This window comes from Neoroseomonas lacus, assembly GCF_014644535.1.
Classification (GTDB): Bacteria; Pseudomonadota; Alphaproteobacteria; order Acetobacterales; family Acetobacteraceae; genus Neoroseomonas; species Neoroseomonas lacus.
In genome coordinates this window covers 263761-279340 of record NZ_BMKW01000010.1, presented here as the reverse complement: position 1 = coordinate 279340, position 15580 = coordinate 263761, and the positions used below count along the sequence as shown (strand labels likewise).

Here is a 15580-nt window from a genome sequence, read left to right as displayed (position 1 = left end):
CTCATGACCACCCGCCTTCTCGGCGCTATCGCGGCCCTCGGCCTGCTCGCGGCTTGCTCGAACACCGACCAGAATGCCGCGACCGCCGGCGCCGGTGCCAACACGATCCGCCCGGGCAGCCAGGAAGACCTGGTGGCCAATGTCGGCGACCGCGTCTTCTTCGATTTCGACAGCTCGCAGGTCCGCGCCGACCAGCGCCCGGTGCTGCAGCGCCAGGCCGAATGGATGGGCCGCTACCCGACCGTCCAGGTGCAGGTCGAGGGCCATGCCGACGAACGCGGCACGCGCGAATACAACCTCGCCCTCGGCCAGCGCCGCGCCAATTCGGCGCGCGACGTGCTCGTTGCCTCCGGCGTGGCCGGCGCGCGCATCACCACGATCTCCTACGGCAAGGACCGCCCGGCCGCACTCGGCTCGGATGAATCCGCCTGGGCGCAGAACCGCCGCGCCGTCACGGTCGTCCAGTAAGGGGAGGGGCCCGGCCACCACCGGGCCCACCACCACGCATGGCCCCTCGCCTCGCCATCCGCGCCGCCCTCCTTGCCCTGCCGCTGCTCGCCCCGCTGCCTGCGCGTGCGCAGATGGACAGCCGGGAAGGGATCGCGCTGCAGAACCAGATCCTGGAATTGCGGCGTGACCTCGATGCGGTCCGCCGTGGCGGAGGGGGCTCGGTCGCCCCGGTGCCGGTGCCCTCCCGCGGCGGCGGTTCCGCCGCGCCGCAGGAACTGGTGCAGCAACTGCTCGCCCGCGTCGGCGAACTTGAGGAACAGGTCCGCCAGATGCGCGGCCGGATCGATGTCGTCGAGAACGCCAACCGGCGCCTGACCGAGGATGTCGAGAAGCTGCGCGGCGACATGGATTTCCGCCTCCAGGCCCTGGAAGGGGGCGGCCGCCAAGGCGCCTCGCGCCCTCCCCAGGGGCCGGCGCCCGCTCAGGCACCGGCCCCGCCGCCCCCCGCGGCAGCAGCAACGCCCGGCCCGCGAACCGCTGAACGCGCTATCGCCGACGGTCAGGCCGCCCTTGGCCGGCAGGATTACACGGCCGCCGCCGCCGCCGCTAGGGAGGTGCTGCAAGGCCGCCCCGGCCCGCGGGCGCAGGATGCCAACCTGCTGTTGGGCGAGGCGCTCCTTGGCGAGCGCCAGTTCCAGAATGCCGCGCTCGCCTTCAACGATGCCTATAACGTGAACCGCCGGTCTTCCCGCGCGCCCGAGGCGCTGCTCGGCCTGGCGAATTCTTTCCAGGGCTTCGGCGCCCGGCGCGAGGCCTGTGACACGCTGGCGCAGTTGCATTCGGACTTCCCGCGCCTCTCGCCGTCCCTGGCGCAGCGGGTGGAATACAGCCGCCGCCGCGCGCAGTGCCGCTGAGGCGCGTCTGGGCAGAGGCGTGAAGGGCGGCGGCGCTGTCTGGAAGATGGGCGGCGGGAGACTGGAGGGGCGCCGCCCCTCCAAGCCAGCCCGCGAAATGCCCGGGGCATTTGGAATGCCATCCTTTGGCGCTGGGCGGGGGGTGGATGCCGCCCCTTGCCGGGCGCCTTGTGCGCGAGAATGGGTTTCGGCAGGCGCCGCCCGGCACCAAGTATCGGTTTCCAAAGGCCCTTAGGCCTTTGGTGGGGAGAGCGCGAGAGGGGCGACGCCCCTCTCGGTTCCACCGGTCAGGGGAAGGCGCGACTGGCATGAAGCACGCGCCCAAACCAGAGGAGGCGTGACCGACCATGAACGCCACCCCGACCATCTCCGAGGATGACTTCGCCGCGCTGATGGCCCCGCTCGGCCCCTTCGGCCCGACGCCTCGCCTCGCCGTGGCGGCCTCAGGCGGGCCGCACAGCCTGGCGCTGGCGCTGCTGGCCAATGCATGGGCGCGGCGGCGCGGCGGTGATGTGCTGGCCCTGGTGGCCGATCATGGCCTGCGGCCCGAAAGCGCCGCCGAGGCGCGCCATGTGCGGGGCCTGCTGGCCGGGCGTGGCATCGCTTCGCGCATCCTCTCCCTTGGCCTCCGGCCCGGCCCCTCCATGCAGGAACGCGCCCGCGGCGCCCGGCTGGCCGCCCTGTCCGGCGCGGCGGCGGCGGCCGGGCGGCCCTGGCTGCTGCTCGGCCATCATCGTGGAGACCAGGCGGAGACGCTGCTGTTCCGGGCCTTGCGCGGCAGCGGCCCGGCTGGGCTCGCGGCCATGGCGCCGGCGCGCGACGCCGGGGCGGTGCTGCTGTTGCGGCCGTTGCTTCCGGTCCCGCCCGCGGCGCTGGAGGCGGTGCTGGCAGAGGCCGGCCTGACCCCTGTGCGCGACCCGAGCAATCTCGACACTCGCTTCGCCCGCATCCGGCTGCGCCAGGCGCTCGCCGACCCGGGCGGCACGGGGCCGGGCATCGCCGCGCTCGGCGCGGCGGCGGCAGCCTTCGCGGCGCGGCGGGGAAGGGCGGCGGCGACCCTGGCGAAGCGCCTCGCACGCGCCGCCGAGATCCGCCCGGAAGGCTTCGCCCGCCTCGACCCGGCAGCCCTGGGGCGAGACGCGGTGGCGGCCGAGGCTCTAGCCTGGCTGGCCTGGCTGGTCGGCGGCGCCGGCTTCGCACCGTCACGTGCGCGGGCGGCGGCCCTGCTCGCGGCCGGGTCCGGGACGCTCGCCGGGGCATGGTTGCGGCCCGCGGCCGGCGGCACCTGGTTGCTCGCCCGCGACCCTGGCGCGGTGGCCGGCCCGGTCGAGGCGGTGCCCGGTGCCGCCTGGGATGGCCGGTTTCGCCTGCTGGGGCCGGGCCGGCGGGGCTGGTCGATCGGCGCGGTCGGCGACGCGACGGCGACGTTGCGCGGCGCCTCCATCCTGCCAGCCGCGGTGCTGCGCGCGATGCCGGCGATCAGGGACCGCAACGGCGTGCTGGTCGCCGTGCCCGCCATGGACTATCCTTCATCCAGCGCCTGTGTGCCCTTCGTGATGGCCTTCGCCCCGGCCACCAGCGGGAATCCGGTGCATGAGATTTCGGGTCGGCCATTCAAGCAGGGTCAATCCGACACCATGTTCAATGACGAAGGCTGGCGGGGCACTCCCACCGGCACGGAGACGGACAACAGCACGTGAACAATTTCGGCCGGAATCTTGCGCTCTGGGTGATCGTCGCCCTGCTGTTGGTGGCGCTGTTCAACCTGTTTCAGCCCGCGAGCACGGGGCGGGCGAATGCGCAGCAGGTCGCCTATTCGGACTTCCTGAATGAAGTGAATGGCGGCCATGTCCGCGAAGTCACCATCCAGGGCCGTACCCTCTCGGGCACGCTGTCGGATGGCCGCACCTTCCAGACCTACACGCCCGAAGACCCGAGCTTGGTGAACCGGCTGACCGAAAAGAACGTGCGCGTCGTCGCCCGTCCCGAGGATTCGGACGTCAACCCGCTGCTGCACTACCTGATGTCCTGGTTCCCGATGCTGCTGCTGATCGGCGTCTGGATTTTCTTCATGCGCCAGATGCAGGGTGGTGGGGGCCGCGCCATGGGCTTCGGCAAGTCCAAGGCCAAGCTGCTGACCGAGAAGCAGGGCCGCGTCACCTTCGACGACGTCGCCGGCATCGAGGAAGCCAAGTCCGAGCTCGAGGAAATCGTCGACTTCCTGCGCGACCCGCAGAAGTTCCAGCGCCTGGGCGGCAAGATCCCCAAGGGCGTGCTGCTGGTCGGCCCGCCGGGCACCGGCAAGACGCTGCTGGCGCGCTCCGTGGCCGGTGAGGCGAATGTGCCGTTCTTCACCATCTCCGGTTCCGACTTCGTCGAGATGTTCGTGGGCGTCGGCGCGTCGCGCGTGCGCGACATGTTCGAACAGGGCAAGAAGAACGCTCCCTGCATCATCTTCATCGACGAGATCGACGCAGTCGGCCGCCATCGTGGCGCTGGCCTCGGCGGCGGCAATGATGAGCGCGAGCAGACGCTGAACCAGATGCTCGTCGAGATGGATGGCTTCGAATCCAACGAAGGCGTCATCATCATCGCGGCGACCAACCGGCCGGACGTGCTCGACCCCGCGTTGCTGCGCCCGGGCCGCTTCGACCGCCAGGTGGTGGTGCCCAACCCCGACGTGATGGGGCGCGAGAAGATCCTGCGCGTCCATATGCGCAAGGTGCCGCTGGCCTCCGACGTGGACCCCAAGGTGATCGCGCGCGGCACGCCTGGCTTCTCTGGTGCTGATCTCGCCAACCTAGTGAACGAAGGCGCGCTGCTCGCCGCCCGCACCGGCCGTCGCACCGTCGGCATGGCCGAGTTCGAGGCCGCCAAGGACAAGGTGATGATGGGTGCGGAGCGCCGCAGCCTCGTTATGTCCGACGACGAAAAGCGCATGACCGCCTATCACGAGGCGGGCCACGCGCTGGTCGCGATGCATGAGGTGGAATGCGACCCGGTCCACAAGGCGACGATCATCCCGCGCGGCCGCGCCCTTGGCCTCGTGATGTCGCTGCCGGCCGGCGACCGCTACTCGAAGCACAAGTCCAAGCTGAAGTCCGAACTCGCCATGGCGATGGGCGGACGCGTCGCCGAGGAACTGATCTTCGGGCCGGACAAGGTGTCGAACGGCGCCTCGGGCGACATCAAGATGGCGACCAACCAGGCCCGCATGATGGTCACCGAATGGGGCATGTCCGACGTCATCGGCATGATCGCCTATGGTGACAACAGCCAGGAGGTCTTCCTCGGTCACTCCGTGACGCAGCAGAAGAACCTGTCGGAATCGACGGCGCAGAAGATCGACGGCGAAATCCGCGCGATCATCGAAGCCGCCTACCAGCGGGCCAAGACCATCCTGTCCGAGCACATGGACGAGCTGCATCTGCTGGCCAAGGGCCTGCTCGAGCACGAGACGCTGTCGGGCGACGAAATCCGCAACGTCATCCGCGGCGAACCCGTCGTGCGCAACCGGCCGGATGAGCCGGTGAACATGGGGCGCGGCTCGGTCCCCTCGGCGGGGCGCGCGACGACGCCACGGCCGCCGGGGCTGACGCCAGGGCCGGCGCCGGCGACCTGACAAAACGCGGTACGGGGAGGGCTCTGCCCTCCCGGACCCACCCGCCAAAGGCCTGAAGGCCTGTGGACACCTCACTTTTGGCGCCGGGCACCTGGCGGCGAACCGATGCTCAAGGAGCAGTCGGGGCGTGCAGGGAAGTGCCAGGGCGAGACGTCGATTATCCGCATGCGTCTGCTTTTCATCTACGGCCCGGTGGCTGCCGGGAAGCTGACGATCGCCCGATTGATATCCGAGCGGACCGGCTTGCCGCTGTTCCACAACCATCTCGTCGTCGACGCCGTCGCGACCGTGTTCCCCTTCGGGTCGGAGGCTTTCGTCCGGCTGCGCGAGCTCTTCTGGCTTGAGACAATCTCGGCTGCCGCCGAAGCGGGACGATCCCTGATCTTCACCTTTGCCCCCGAGCCGTCGGTCGCCGGTGACTTCCCGCATCGCGTGTCACGCCTGGTGGAAGCGGCCGGCGGTACGGTGACCTATCCGGTGGCCTTGGATGTGCCGCCGGATGAGCAGGATCGTCGGCTTGTCGACCCGAATCGCGCCGCCTTCGGCAAACTCCGGTCGCTGGATATCCTCCACGACTTTCGAACCTCCATGAACGCCTGCATGCAAGCCATGCCGTCGCCCGCCCTGCGCATCGACACCGGCGCCATGACGCCGGCCGTGGCCGCCGACGCCATCGTCTACGGTTTGGCGCTGCTCGGCTGACCCAGTCCGGCGGGGCGTGGCGGCTCGTCAGACGCGTATCGCCGCTGCCGGACGGTCAACGTGATCGCCACTCCCCCCCCCCCGTGCATTCCCGGCGCCGATCGGGCAAAGGGCTGCCATGACCACTGGCCGCTTCGTCGAACCCCTGGGCCTCATCACCGGCCCCGTCGCCTTCCACGCGGTGCGTGAGGGCTTCGCCCTTCCGTTGCAGGGTGGCGCCATTGCCTTCGCCTTCGTCCGCCTCATCGAGGATGGTGAGGATCTCGGCGTCGGCCCCATCCAGGAAGTCCCCGAGGACTGGCATGACGCGATGCATGCCATCGCCCAACGCCCCCCCGCCTTCGCCGGCCTGCCCACCGACCGCCCCCTGGTCATGGGCGTCGTCAACGTCACCCCCGACAGCTTCTCCGATGGCGGCCGCCATGCCGAAGCCGCCGCCGCGATCGCCACCGGCCACGCGATGCTGGAAGCTGGCGCCGACATCCTCGACATCGGCGGCGAATCCACGCGCCCCGGCGCCGCAACGGTGACGGTGGAGGAGGAGATCGCCCGCATCCTCCCGGTGGTCGCCGAACTAGCCAAAGCCGCCCCGGTCAGCGTCGACACCCGCAACGCCGCGACCATGCGCGCCGCCCTCGATGCCGGCGCGGAGGTCATCAACGACATCTCCGCCCTCCGCCACGACCCCGATGCCCTGCAACTGGTGGCGCGCTCGGAAGTGCCCGTGGTGCTGATGCACATGCCCGGCGACGACCCGGCGACGATGCAATCACTCGCCACCTATAACGATGTCGCCGTCCATGTGGCGGCCTTCCTGCGCGACCGCGTGGCGACCTGCGAGGCGCTCGGCATCCCCCGCGCGCGCATCGCCGTCGACCCCGGCATCGGCTTCGGCAAGACGATGGACCACAACCTCGCCTTGATCGACCGCCTGCCGCTGATCGCGGCGCTCGGCTGCCGGGTGGTACTGGGTGCCTCGCGCAAGCGCTTCATCGGCCGTCTTTCGGGCGTCGAGGAAGCCGCGCAGCGCATGCCGGGCAGCTTGGCCGCGGCCCTGGCCGGCGCGGCACGTGGGGCTTCCGTCCTGCGCGTGCATGATGTGGCGGAGACGGTCCAGGCGCTGGCGGTATGGCGCGCCTGCGCGACGGGGCGGGCGCCGGAGTAGCCCGCCCCTCCAGCCTTCCTTACAGCGTCTGCGCCCAGGCCTCCGGAAACAGCCGGTATCCGTCCCCCTCGCGCCCGAGATGCGCCGTCCCCGGGAAATGCAGATGCATCCCCGCGATATGCGACTTCTCCGTCGCCACCATGTCGAATACCCGCCGGCGCGTCGCCGCTGCCTGGGCCGGGTCCACGTCGAAGGCGATGGTCACCTCCGGCCGCGGCACCTGCACTTCCGGCAGATGGACGATGTCCCCCCAGATTAGTAGCGACTGCCCGCCCGAGGCGATCAGATACCCGCAATGCCCCGGCGTATGTCCCGGGAAATGCATGGCGGTCACACCCGGGAACACCTCCGCGCCGCCCTTGAACAGCCGCATCCGGTCGGCATAGGGCGCGATCTGCCGCTTCGCCATGGGGAAATAGGCGCCGCCCGTCGGCACGCCCTGGCCCGACCGCGCCACCTCCGCCTCGGCCTCCGCACTGGTCCAATAGGCCAGCTCCGCCTCATGCATGCCGAGCTCGGCGGCGGGGAAGAAGGCGCCGCCCTCGGCTGTGGCCAGGCCGTTCGAATGGTCCGGGTGCAGATGCGTCATCAGCAGCGTGTCGATCTCGCCCGGCGCGATGCCGGTGGCCGCCAGGTTGCGCAGCAGCTGGCCGGAGCTCTTCTGCATGTGCACCCCGGCGCCGGTATCGATGAGGGCCGTGCGCCCGCCGGACTGGATGATGAAGCAGTTGAGCGAGGTCCGCCGCGGCACCGGCCGGAACACTGCGCGCAGCATCTCGGACGATTCCTCGACGCTGATGTTCTGCAGCACCGCCATGGACCCGTCGAGGAAGCCGTCGCTCACCACGGTCAGGCTGACGTCGCCGACACGACGATGATGGATGGCGGGCACCTGTTGGGTCGGGGGCTGGGTCATGGATCATTCACTCCGCGTTTCCTGGGGCGGAGGAAAGCATGCCGTCGGCGGGCCGCCAAACCGGGTGCTGCGATGGCGAACACTTCTCAAACGACCACCCGGCGCTGTACGGATGACACTGAAGGATCCCGCCATGCCCAAGGACGACGTCATGCCCCCGCCGCCTGCCCGCCGACTGTTCGGCACGGATGGCATTCGCGGCACCGCCAACCAGGCGCCGATGGATGCCGCGACGGCGTTGCGCCTTGGCCAGGCGGCCGGGCGGTATTTCAACCGCGGTACGCATCGCCACCGCGTCGTCATCGGCAAGGACACCCGCTTGTCGGGCTACATGCTGGAACCGGCGCTGACCGCGGGCTTCATCGGCGCGGGGATGGATGTGGTGCTGGTCGGCCCATTGCCCACGCCCGCGATCGCGCTGCTGACGCGCTCGCTCCGCGCCGATCTCGGCGTGATGATCAGCGCCTCGCACAACCCGTATGAGGATAACGGCATCAAGCTGTTCGGCCCGGACGGGCTGAAGCTGACCGACGACCAGGAATGCGAGATCGAGGCGCTGATGGCCGGCGACCTGGCGGCGGCGATGGTCGCCCCGGGTCGCCTCGGCCGGGCCAGCCGGCTGGAGGACGCGCCCGGCCGCTACATCGAGGCCGCCAAGCAATCCTTTCCGCGCGGCCGCACGCTCGAGGGCCTGCGCGTCGTCGTCGATTGTGCCCATGGCGCCGCCTACAAGGTCGCCCCCACCGTCCTGTGGGAATTGGGTGCCGAGGTGGTCTCCGTCGGCGTCGCGCCGGATGGCTTCAACATCAACAAGGGCGTCGGCTCGACCGCGCCAGGCGCACTCGCGACGCTGGTGCAGGAACGCCGCGCCGATCTCGGCATCGCGCTCGATGGCGATGCCGACCGCGTCGTACTGGTCGATGAACACGGCCAGGTCGTCGATGGCGACCAGATCCTCGCCTTGATCGCGCGTTCCTGGCTGGCGCAGGACCGGCTGCGCGGCGGCGCGGTGGTCGCCACGGTGATGTCCAACATGGGGCTGGAGCGCTTCCTCGCCACGCGCGGCCTCGGGCTGCTGCGCACCGCGGTGGGCGACCGCTACGTCGGCGAGCGCATGCGCGAGACCGGCTGCAACCTCGGTGGCGAACAGTCCGGCCACATGATCATGCCGGATTTCGGCACCACCGGGGATGGGCTGATCGCCGCGTTGCAGGTGCTGGGCGTGCTGGTCGAGGAACGCCGTCCGGCCAGCGAGGTGCTGCGCTGCTTCGCGCCGCTGCCGCAGCGCTTGGTGAATGTCCGCTACGCCGGCGCTTCGCCGCTGCATGACGAGGCGGTGAAGGCGGCGATCGCCAGCGAGGAGAAGGCGCTCGGCAGCCGCGGGCGCGTACTGATCCGCGCCAGCGGCACCGAACCGGTGATCCGCGTCATGGCCGAGGCGGAGGACGAGGCGCTGGTGGCGGAGACGGTGGCGCGGCTGGCGGAGGCGATCCGGGCGAAGGCACGGGCGGCGTGACGCAACGCGTGGCTGCGGAGAGGGGCGCTGCCCGTTTCCGGACCTCTCCCCGCCAAAGGCCTAAGGGTCTCTGGACACCATTTGTTGGACGGGTGGAGCGGCTTCCACAGGCGTGCGCGATGCCATCGGTGGCCGCGATGCCCAGTGCCGAGGATCCGTTTTCAGGATGGCTTGAATGGGTGCCGCAGCATGCGCGCGAGGGTGGCGCGGCCCCGTGGCGGAATCGTAGAGGGTTTTGCGCCCTCCGCGTGAAGCTGCGCATCATGCCCCACACCAAAGGCCTAAGGTCCTCTGGACATCATGACTTGGCACTTGGCACTGCGCGTCGGATCGGAACTAGGGGTCGTTCTCGTGCCCAACGCGGCTCTTGTTCCCCGAGACACCTCTCCCGCCCAACGCCAAGTATCGGTGTCCAGAGGCCCTTAGGCCTTTGGTGGGGTGGCTTGGAGGGGCAAAGCCCCTCCAATCTTGGCGCCAACGACGCAGGCTGCCCATGAAGGGCCGTGTCCTCATCATCGCCGGCAGTGATTCCGGCGGCGGCGCCGGCATCCAGGCCGACATCAAGGCGGTCACGGCGCTGCGTGGCTTCGCCATGACGGCGATCACCGCACTCACCGCGCAGAACACGCTCGGCGTGCATGGCGTGATGGGCGTGCCAACCGACTTCATCCGCCAGCAGATCGCCGTGGTGCTCGACGACCTCGGCGCCGATGCCATCAAGACCGGCATGTTGCACGCTGTGCCCGTGATCGAGGCGGTGTGCGACGAACTCATCGCGCGCGCCCGCGGCATCCCGCTGGTGGCCGACCCGGTAATGGTCGCCAAGGGCGGCCACCCGCTGCTCGCGCCCGATGCGGTGGAGACGCTCAAGGCGCGTCTGCTGCCGCTCGCCACCATCATCACCCCGAACCTGCCCGAGGCCGAGGTGCTGGCCGGCCGCCCGATCCGCACAGTGGCCGAGATGCGCGAGGCCGCGACGGCTCTGCGGGCGCTGGGCGTGCCGGCCGTGCTGCTGAAGGGCGGGCATCTGGAGGGCAATATCCTCACCGACCTGCTGGTGACGGCGGAAGGCACCGAGGAATTCTCCTCCCCGCGCATCGACACCCGCCACACCCATGGCACCGGCTGCACCCTGGCCAGCGCCATCGCCACCGGCCTCGCGCAGGGGATGTCGTTGCGCGACGCCGTCATCCGGGCACGCGCCTATGTGCTGGCGGCGATCGCGGCTGCACCCGGCTATGGCGCGGGGCATGGGCCGCTCGACCACGGCATCACCTTCGACCCTGCCCGCCTGCCGGGTTAACCGTGTTTTCATCGGTGCGGGCCTAGGCTGCGGCATGGATCTCTCTCTCTCCATGGTGCAGGCGCTGTTCGGCGTGTCGTCATCGACGACCGCGAGCACCGGCTCGGCCGCCATGGCGATCCCGGCGCTGCAACGCGCCACCGCCGATGGCGCCGAGGCCAAGGGCATCGAGCGGGAGAAGAAGGACCCAGTCTCGATCTCCGCCCTGGCGCAGTTCCGCACAGCGCTCGACAAGGCCGACACCATCGAGAAGGCCTTGCAGGACCCCCGCATCCTCAAGGTGCTGCTGCCCGCGCTTGGCCTGGCGGGGCAGGAGGGTAACGGCGCGCTCGTGCGTCGCGCGCTGCTGTCCGACCCGAAAGACACCAAGGGCCTGGCGGCGCAACTCGGCACCACCTGGCAGGCGGCGGCGGAGACGCTCGGCGTCCATTCGACCGGGCTGGCGGGTCTGCGCGACAGCACGCTGGTCGAGAACCTCACCAATGGTTTCCTGAAGTACCAGTACCGGACCGGGCTCGACGACACCCAGGCCGGCATGTCGGATGCGCTCTACTTCCTCGAATCGGCCAAGACAGCGACCGACGTCTACGGCGTGCTGGGCAATACCGTGCTGCGCCGTGTCGTTACCGGCGCGCTCGAATTGCCCGACGCCATGGCCATCCAGGCGGTCGAGACGCAGGGACGCGCGGTCACCTCCCGCCTCAGGATCGACAGCCTGCAGGACGACAAGGCGGTGCGGAAGCTCGCCGAGCGCTACCTGATCGCAGCGGCGAATGCGGCGGCGGAAGGCAGCTCCAGTTCAACCGATGCGCTGTCGATGATCACCACGCTCTCAGTCAGCCTGCGGGCCTGATCACGGCCGGGCCGGGTCGCGGCCGAGCCATCTCTCGGCATAACCTCGCCGGATCAGCACCGCCGCCACCGCGGCGAGCGGCGCGGCCAGCGCCACGCCGAGCAGCCCGAAGAAGGACGCCATCAACACCTGCGCGATGAGCAGCGCGGCCGGCGGCAGGTCGGCCATCTCCGCCTGCACCAGCGGCGTCAGGATATTGCCCTCGATGAACTGCGTGGCCAGGAACAGCAGCGCCACCCACAGCGCGAGCCAGGGCGAGATCGTCGTCGCCAGCAGCATGGCCGGTACCGCGGCGATGACCGGGCCGATATTCGGGATGAAGCCAAGCAGCGCCGCCAGCACCGCCAGCACGCCGGCGAGTGGCACCCCGAGCAGCGTCAGCCCGACCCAGGTAAGCGTGCCGCTGACCACCATGGCGAAGGCCTGCCCTGCCAGCCAGCCGCGCAACACCTCGCCGCATTCGCGCAGCGCCGCGGCCGCCGGCGCATCGAGGCTCGGGTGCAGCAACGCTCGCAGCCCCGCCATGTAGTCCGTCGGGCGCAGTGCCAGATAGACGCCGACCAGCAGGATGACGGCGGCATTGCCGATCCAGCCCAGCGTGGTGCTGGCGGCGGTGGCGGCGAGGCCCATCCCCCGGGTGGCGCCGTCCTCCGGCAGGGTCATGCGTTCCGCCAACCAGGCGCCCCAGGGGCTCTGCGTCATCCGCTCGCGCAGGGATTGGATGGAGCGCGGCAGATCCTCGGTGAGCTTGTGGGCCTGCTCGCTCAGTGGCCCGGCGGCGAGTGCCCCGGCACCGATGGCGAGCAGCACCAGCCCCAGCAGCACGACCAGCACCGCGACCCAGCGTGGCGCGCCGGTCCAGCGCATCACCATCCCCGCCGGCAGGCTCAGCGCGATGGCCAGCAACAAACCCGCGGCGCCGAGCAGCGGCACCTCGGGCACGAAGACGAACAGCGCCAGCACCAGGCCGACGAGGATGAGAACCGAGGCCTGAGCGCGCGACATGGTGATGCAACGGCGCAGGGCCGCCACGGTTGCCTGGGTCGTGGCGCGGGCGTATGTGGGTCGCGGGCCACGCCCCCCCACCGGGGCGCATACGGGACCTGCCCCGCAAGGGCAGCCGGTCGGTCTGGCGGGTCTTTCCCGTGCTGGCGGCGGCAGCGGATCGGCACGACGTGCCGGCAACCGCGTCCTGCCCGGCCCGGAAGGTTCATCAGCCAGCCTTGGCGGCTACCTTTGCGCGGCAGGTTCCTGCTTCTGGAAGGGAGCTGCATCATGGCAAACGCCACCCGCAAGCCCGGACTCCGTCCGGCGAACCCCGCTTTTTCCTCCGGTCCTTGCGCCAAGCGTCCCGGTTGGACGCTCGCGGCGCTTGAGCCTGCGCTGCTCGGCCGCAGCCATCGCGCCAAGGACCCCAAGGCGCGCCTCGCCGAGGTGATCGACCGCTCCAAGGCCGTGCTCGGCATGCCGGCCGATTGGCGCCTCGGCATCGTGCCGGCCTCCGACACCGGCGCGGTCGAGATGGCGCTGTGGTCGATGCTCGGCGCGCGCGGCGTCGATATCCTGGCCTGGGAATCCTTCTCGAAGGAATGGGCGACGGATGTCGTCAAGCAGCTGAAGCTGAAGGATGCGCGCGTGCTGGAAGCGCCCTATGGGCGGCTGCCAGACCTCGCGCAGGTCGCGGCGGACCGCGACGTGGTTTTCGTGTGGAACGGCACGACCTCGGGCGTGCGGCTGCCGAATGCGGATTTCATCAGTACCGGGCGGGAGGGGCTGGCGATCTGCGACGCGACTTCCGCGGCCTTCGCGATGGACCTGTCCTGGGACAAGCTCGATGTGGTGACCTGGTCCTGGCAGAAGGTGCTGGGCGGCGAGGCCGGCCACGGCATGCTGGCGCTCTCCCCGCGCGCTGTCGCGCGGCTTGAATCGCACACACCGGCCTGGCCGATGCCGAAGATCTTCCGCATGACCAAGGGCGGCAAGCTGATCGAGGGCATCTTCAAGGGCGAGACGATCAACACGCCGTCGATGCTCTGCGTCGAGGATGCGATCGACGGGCTGCGCTGGGCCGAGAGCGTCGGCGGCTTGAAAGGGCTGATCGCGCGGTCGGAGGCGAACCTCGCCGCCATCGCGCGCTGGGTCGCGACCAAGCCGGGCTATGACTTCCTGGCCGAGGACGCGGCGACGCGGTCATGCACCTCGATCTGCCTGACCATCACCGCGCCCTGGTTCACCGTGATGGGGGCCGATGCCCAGGCGGCCGCGGCGAAGAAAATCGCCTCGCTGCTGGAGAAGGAAGGCGTGGCGCTGGACGCCGGCGCCTATCGAGACGCCCCGGCGGGCCTGCGCATCTGGGGCGGGGCGACGGTGGAGACGAGCGACATTGAGGCGCTGCTGCCCTGGCTCGACTGGGCGCTCGCCGTCGTTGAATCCGAAGTCGTGGTGGCCTGAGCGATGAAGGTCCTGATTTCCGACAAGCTCAGCCCGGCCGCCGTGCAGATCTTCCGCGACCGCGGCATCGAGGTGGACTTCAAGCCGGGCCTGTCCCCGGCTGACCTGCGCGCCATCATCGGCGACTACGACGGCCTGGCGGTGCGTTCAGCCACCAAGGTGACGCGCGAACTGATGGAGGCCGCGCCGAAGCTCAAGGTCGTGGGACGCGCCGGCATCGGCGTCGACAATGTGGACGTCACCACCGCGACCGCGCGCGGCGTCGTGGTGATGAACACGCCCTTCGGCAACGCCATCACCACCGCCGAGCACGCCATCGCCATGATGTTCGCGCTGGCGCGGCAATTGCCTGACGCGTCAGTGTCAACAAAGGCCGGCAAGTGGGAGAAGAACCGCTTCATGGGCGTCGAGCTGTTCGGCAAGACGCTCGGTCTGATCGGCTGCGGCAATATCGGTTCGATCGTAGCCGACCGCGCGCTGGGGCTGAAGATGCGCGTCATCGCCTTCGACCCGTTCCTGTCCGAGAAGCGCGCGGTCGAGATCGGCGTCGAGAAGGTCGAATTAAACGACCTGATCGCGCGTGCCGACTTCATCACCCTGCACACGCCGCTGACCGAGCAGACGCGCAACGTCATCTCGCGCGACGCCATCGCGCGGATGAAGAAGGGCGCGCGGCTGATCAACTGCGCGCGTGGCGGGCTGGTCGATGAAACGGCGCTGTATGACGCGCTGAAATCCGGGCACCTCGCCGGCGCCGCGCTCGACGTGTTCGAGACGGAGCCGGCGACCGACAGCCCGCTGTTCACCCTGGACAACGTCGTCTGCACCCCGCATCTGGGTGCCGCGACGGCCGAGGCGCAGGAGAACGTCGCCCTGCAGGTGGCCGACCAGATGGCGGATTTCCTGCTGACCGGCGCGGTTTCCAACGCCATCAACATGCCCTCGGTCAGCGCCGAGGAAGCGCCGCGCCTCAAGCCCTACATGGAATTGGCGCGGCTGCTCGGCGGCATGGCCGGGCAGCTGACGGTTGCGCAGGACGGCGCGATCAAGGCCATCCGGCTGGAATACGAAGGCGCCGTCGCTGAGCTGAACCTGAAGCCGCTGACGGCGGCGGCGCTGGCCGGCGTGCTGACCCCGCTGATGGGCGCGGTGAACATGGTCAACGCCCCGGTGCTGGCCAAGCAGCGCGACATCGAGGTGGCCGAGACCACGGTCGAACGCAGCGGCGAATACCAGACGCTGATCCGCCTGACCGTGGTAACCGACCGCTTCGAGCGGAGCATCGTTGGCACGCTGCTGGCGGAGAACAAGCCGCGCCTGGTTGCAATCAAGGGTATCGCGGTGGAGGCGGATTTCGCGCCGCACATGCTCTACGTCACCAATAAGGACAAGCCGGGCTTCATCGGGCGGTTCGGCATGGCGCTGGCCGATGCGGGGGTGAACATCGCCACCTTCCACCTCGGGCGCTCGGCCCCGGGCGGGGATGCGATCTGCCTGGTCGGGCTCGACGGCCCGATGCCCGATGGCGTGCTGGCTGGCGTGCGGGAATTGCCGCTGGTGGTGCAGGCCACGGCGCTGGCCTTCTGAACGGAGGGCTGGAGGGCTCGCGCGCCCTCCAGCCCTCCGCGGATCGTGTCGACGGTCGGGTTCGCCCATACCCACCGCCCATCACACTGTCTTGCGAGCGG

13 protein-coding genes are annotated in these 15580 nt (G+C 70.0%); 11 read left to right on the top strand and 2 right to left on the bottom strand.

The genetic code is table 11. The features are described from left to right. Positions 1-3 precede the first annotated feature (3 nt). From pal to folP, 6 genes are all read left to right on the top strand, one after another. The gene (pal, locus tag IEY36_RS20620; protein ID WP_188970277.1) at positions 4-468 is read left to right on the top strand and encodes a peptidoglycan-associated lipoprotein Pal; all 465 of its coding nucleotides are present in this window, start codon (positions 4-6) and stop codon (positions 466-468) included. A 38-nt stretch (positions 469-506) separates the two neighbouring features. Continuing rightward, positions 507-1364 carry a tol-pal system YbgF family protein gene (locus IEY36_RS20615; protein ID WP_229681461.1) on the top strand — a complete coding sequence of 286 codons (858 nt, stop codon included), beginning with the start codon at positions 507-509 and terminating at the stop codon, positions 1362-1364. A 347-nt stretch (positions 1365-1711) separates the two neighbouring features. Then, positions 1712-3064: a tRNA lysidine(34) synthetase TilS gene (gene tilS, locus IEY36_RS20610; RefSeq protein WP_188970275.1), complete on the top strand. Its 1353-nt coding sequence runs from the start codon at positions 1712-1714 to the stop codon at positions 3062-3064. After that, positions 3061-4986 carry an ATP-dependent zinc metalloprotease FtsH gene (gene ftsH, locus IEY36_RS20605; RefSeq protein ID WP_188970267.1) on the top strand — a complete coding sequence of 642 codons (1926 nt, stop codon included), beginning with the start codon at positions 3061-3063 and terminating at the stop codon, positions 4984-4986. The genes tilS and ftsH overlap by 4 nt, the downstream gene beginning before the upstream one ends. A gap of 105 nt (positions 4987-5091) precedes the next feature. Next, positions 5092-5688 (top strand): AAA family ATPase, encoded by a 597-nt coding sequence (locus IEY36_RS20600; protein ID WP_229681460.1) that lies wholly within the window; start codon positions 5092-5094, stop codon positions 5686-5688. Positions 5689-5806: 118 nt separating this feature from the next. After that, positions 5807-6853 (top strand): dihydropteroate synthase, encoded by a 1047-nt coding sequence (gene folP, locus IEY36_RS20595; protein WP_188970265.1) that lies wholly within the window; start codon positions 5807-5809, stop codon positions 6851-6853. A 19-nt stretch (positions 6854-6872) separates the two neighbouring features. Here folP and IEY36_RS20590 read toward each other — a convergent pair whose 3' ends face one another. Beyond that, positions 6873-7769: an MBL fold metallo-hydrolase gene (locus IEY36_RS20590; RefSeq protein ID WP_188970263.1), complete on the bottom strand. Its 897-nt coding sequence runs from the start codon at positions 7767-7769 to the stop codon at positions 6873-6875. Positions 7770-7920: 151 nt separating this feature from the next. On the opposite strand from IEY36_RS20590, the gene glmM reads away from it, so the two are divergent. The 3 genes from glmM (at position 7921) to IEY36_RS20575 (ending at position 11441) form a co-directional block, all read left to right on the top strand. Beyond that, positions 7921-9285: a phosphoglucosamine mutase gene (glmM, locus tag IEY36_RS20585; protein WP_188970366.1), complete on the top strand. Its 1365-nt coding sequence runs from the start codon at positions 7921-7923 to the stop codon at positions 9283-9285. A gap of 493 nt (positions 9286-9778) precedes the next feature. Then, positions 9779-10588 carry a bifunctional hydroxymethylpyrimidine kinase/phosphomethylpyrimidine kinase gene (gene thiD / locus IEY36_RS20580; protein WP_188970261.1) on the top strand — a complete coding sequence of 270 codons (810 nt, stop codon included), beginning with the start codon at positions 9779-9781 and terminating at the stop codon, positions 10586-10588. 34 nt (positions 10589-10622) lie between these two features. After that, positions 10623-11441 (top strand): DUF1217 domain-containing protein, encoded by an 819-nt coding sequence (locus tag IEY36_RS20575; RefSeq protein ID WP_188970259.1) that lies wholly within the window; start codon positions 10623-10625, stop codon positions 11439-11441. Here the strand turns inward: IEY36_RS20575 and IEY36_RS20570 are convergent, their stop codons facing one another. Then, a complete protein-coding gene (locus tag IEY36_RS20570; RefSeq protein WP_188970257.1) occupies positions 11442-12473 on the bottom strand; it encodes an AI-2E family transporter in 1032 nt (343 codons plus the stop codon). It lies immediately after the preceding gene. Between the two features lie 243 nt (positions 12474-12716). Between IEY36_RS20570 and IEY36_RS20565 the strand changes: the two genes are divergently transcribed. Continuing rightward, positions 12717-13892 (top strand): phosphoserine transaminase, encoded by a 1176-nt coding sequence (locus tag IEY36_RS20565; RefSeq protein ID WP_188970255.1) that lies wholly within the window; start codon positions 12717-12719, stop codon positions 13890-13892. A 3-nt stretch (positions 13893-13895) separates the two neighbouring features. Continuing rightward, positions 13896-15479 (top strand): phosphoglycerate dehydrogenase, encoded by a 1584-nt coding sequence (serA, locus tag IEY36_RS20560; protein ID WP_188970252.1) that lies wholly within the window; start codon positions 13896-13898, stop codon positions 15477-15479. Positions 15480-15580: the final 101 nt, after the last annotated feature.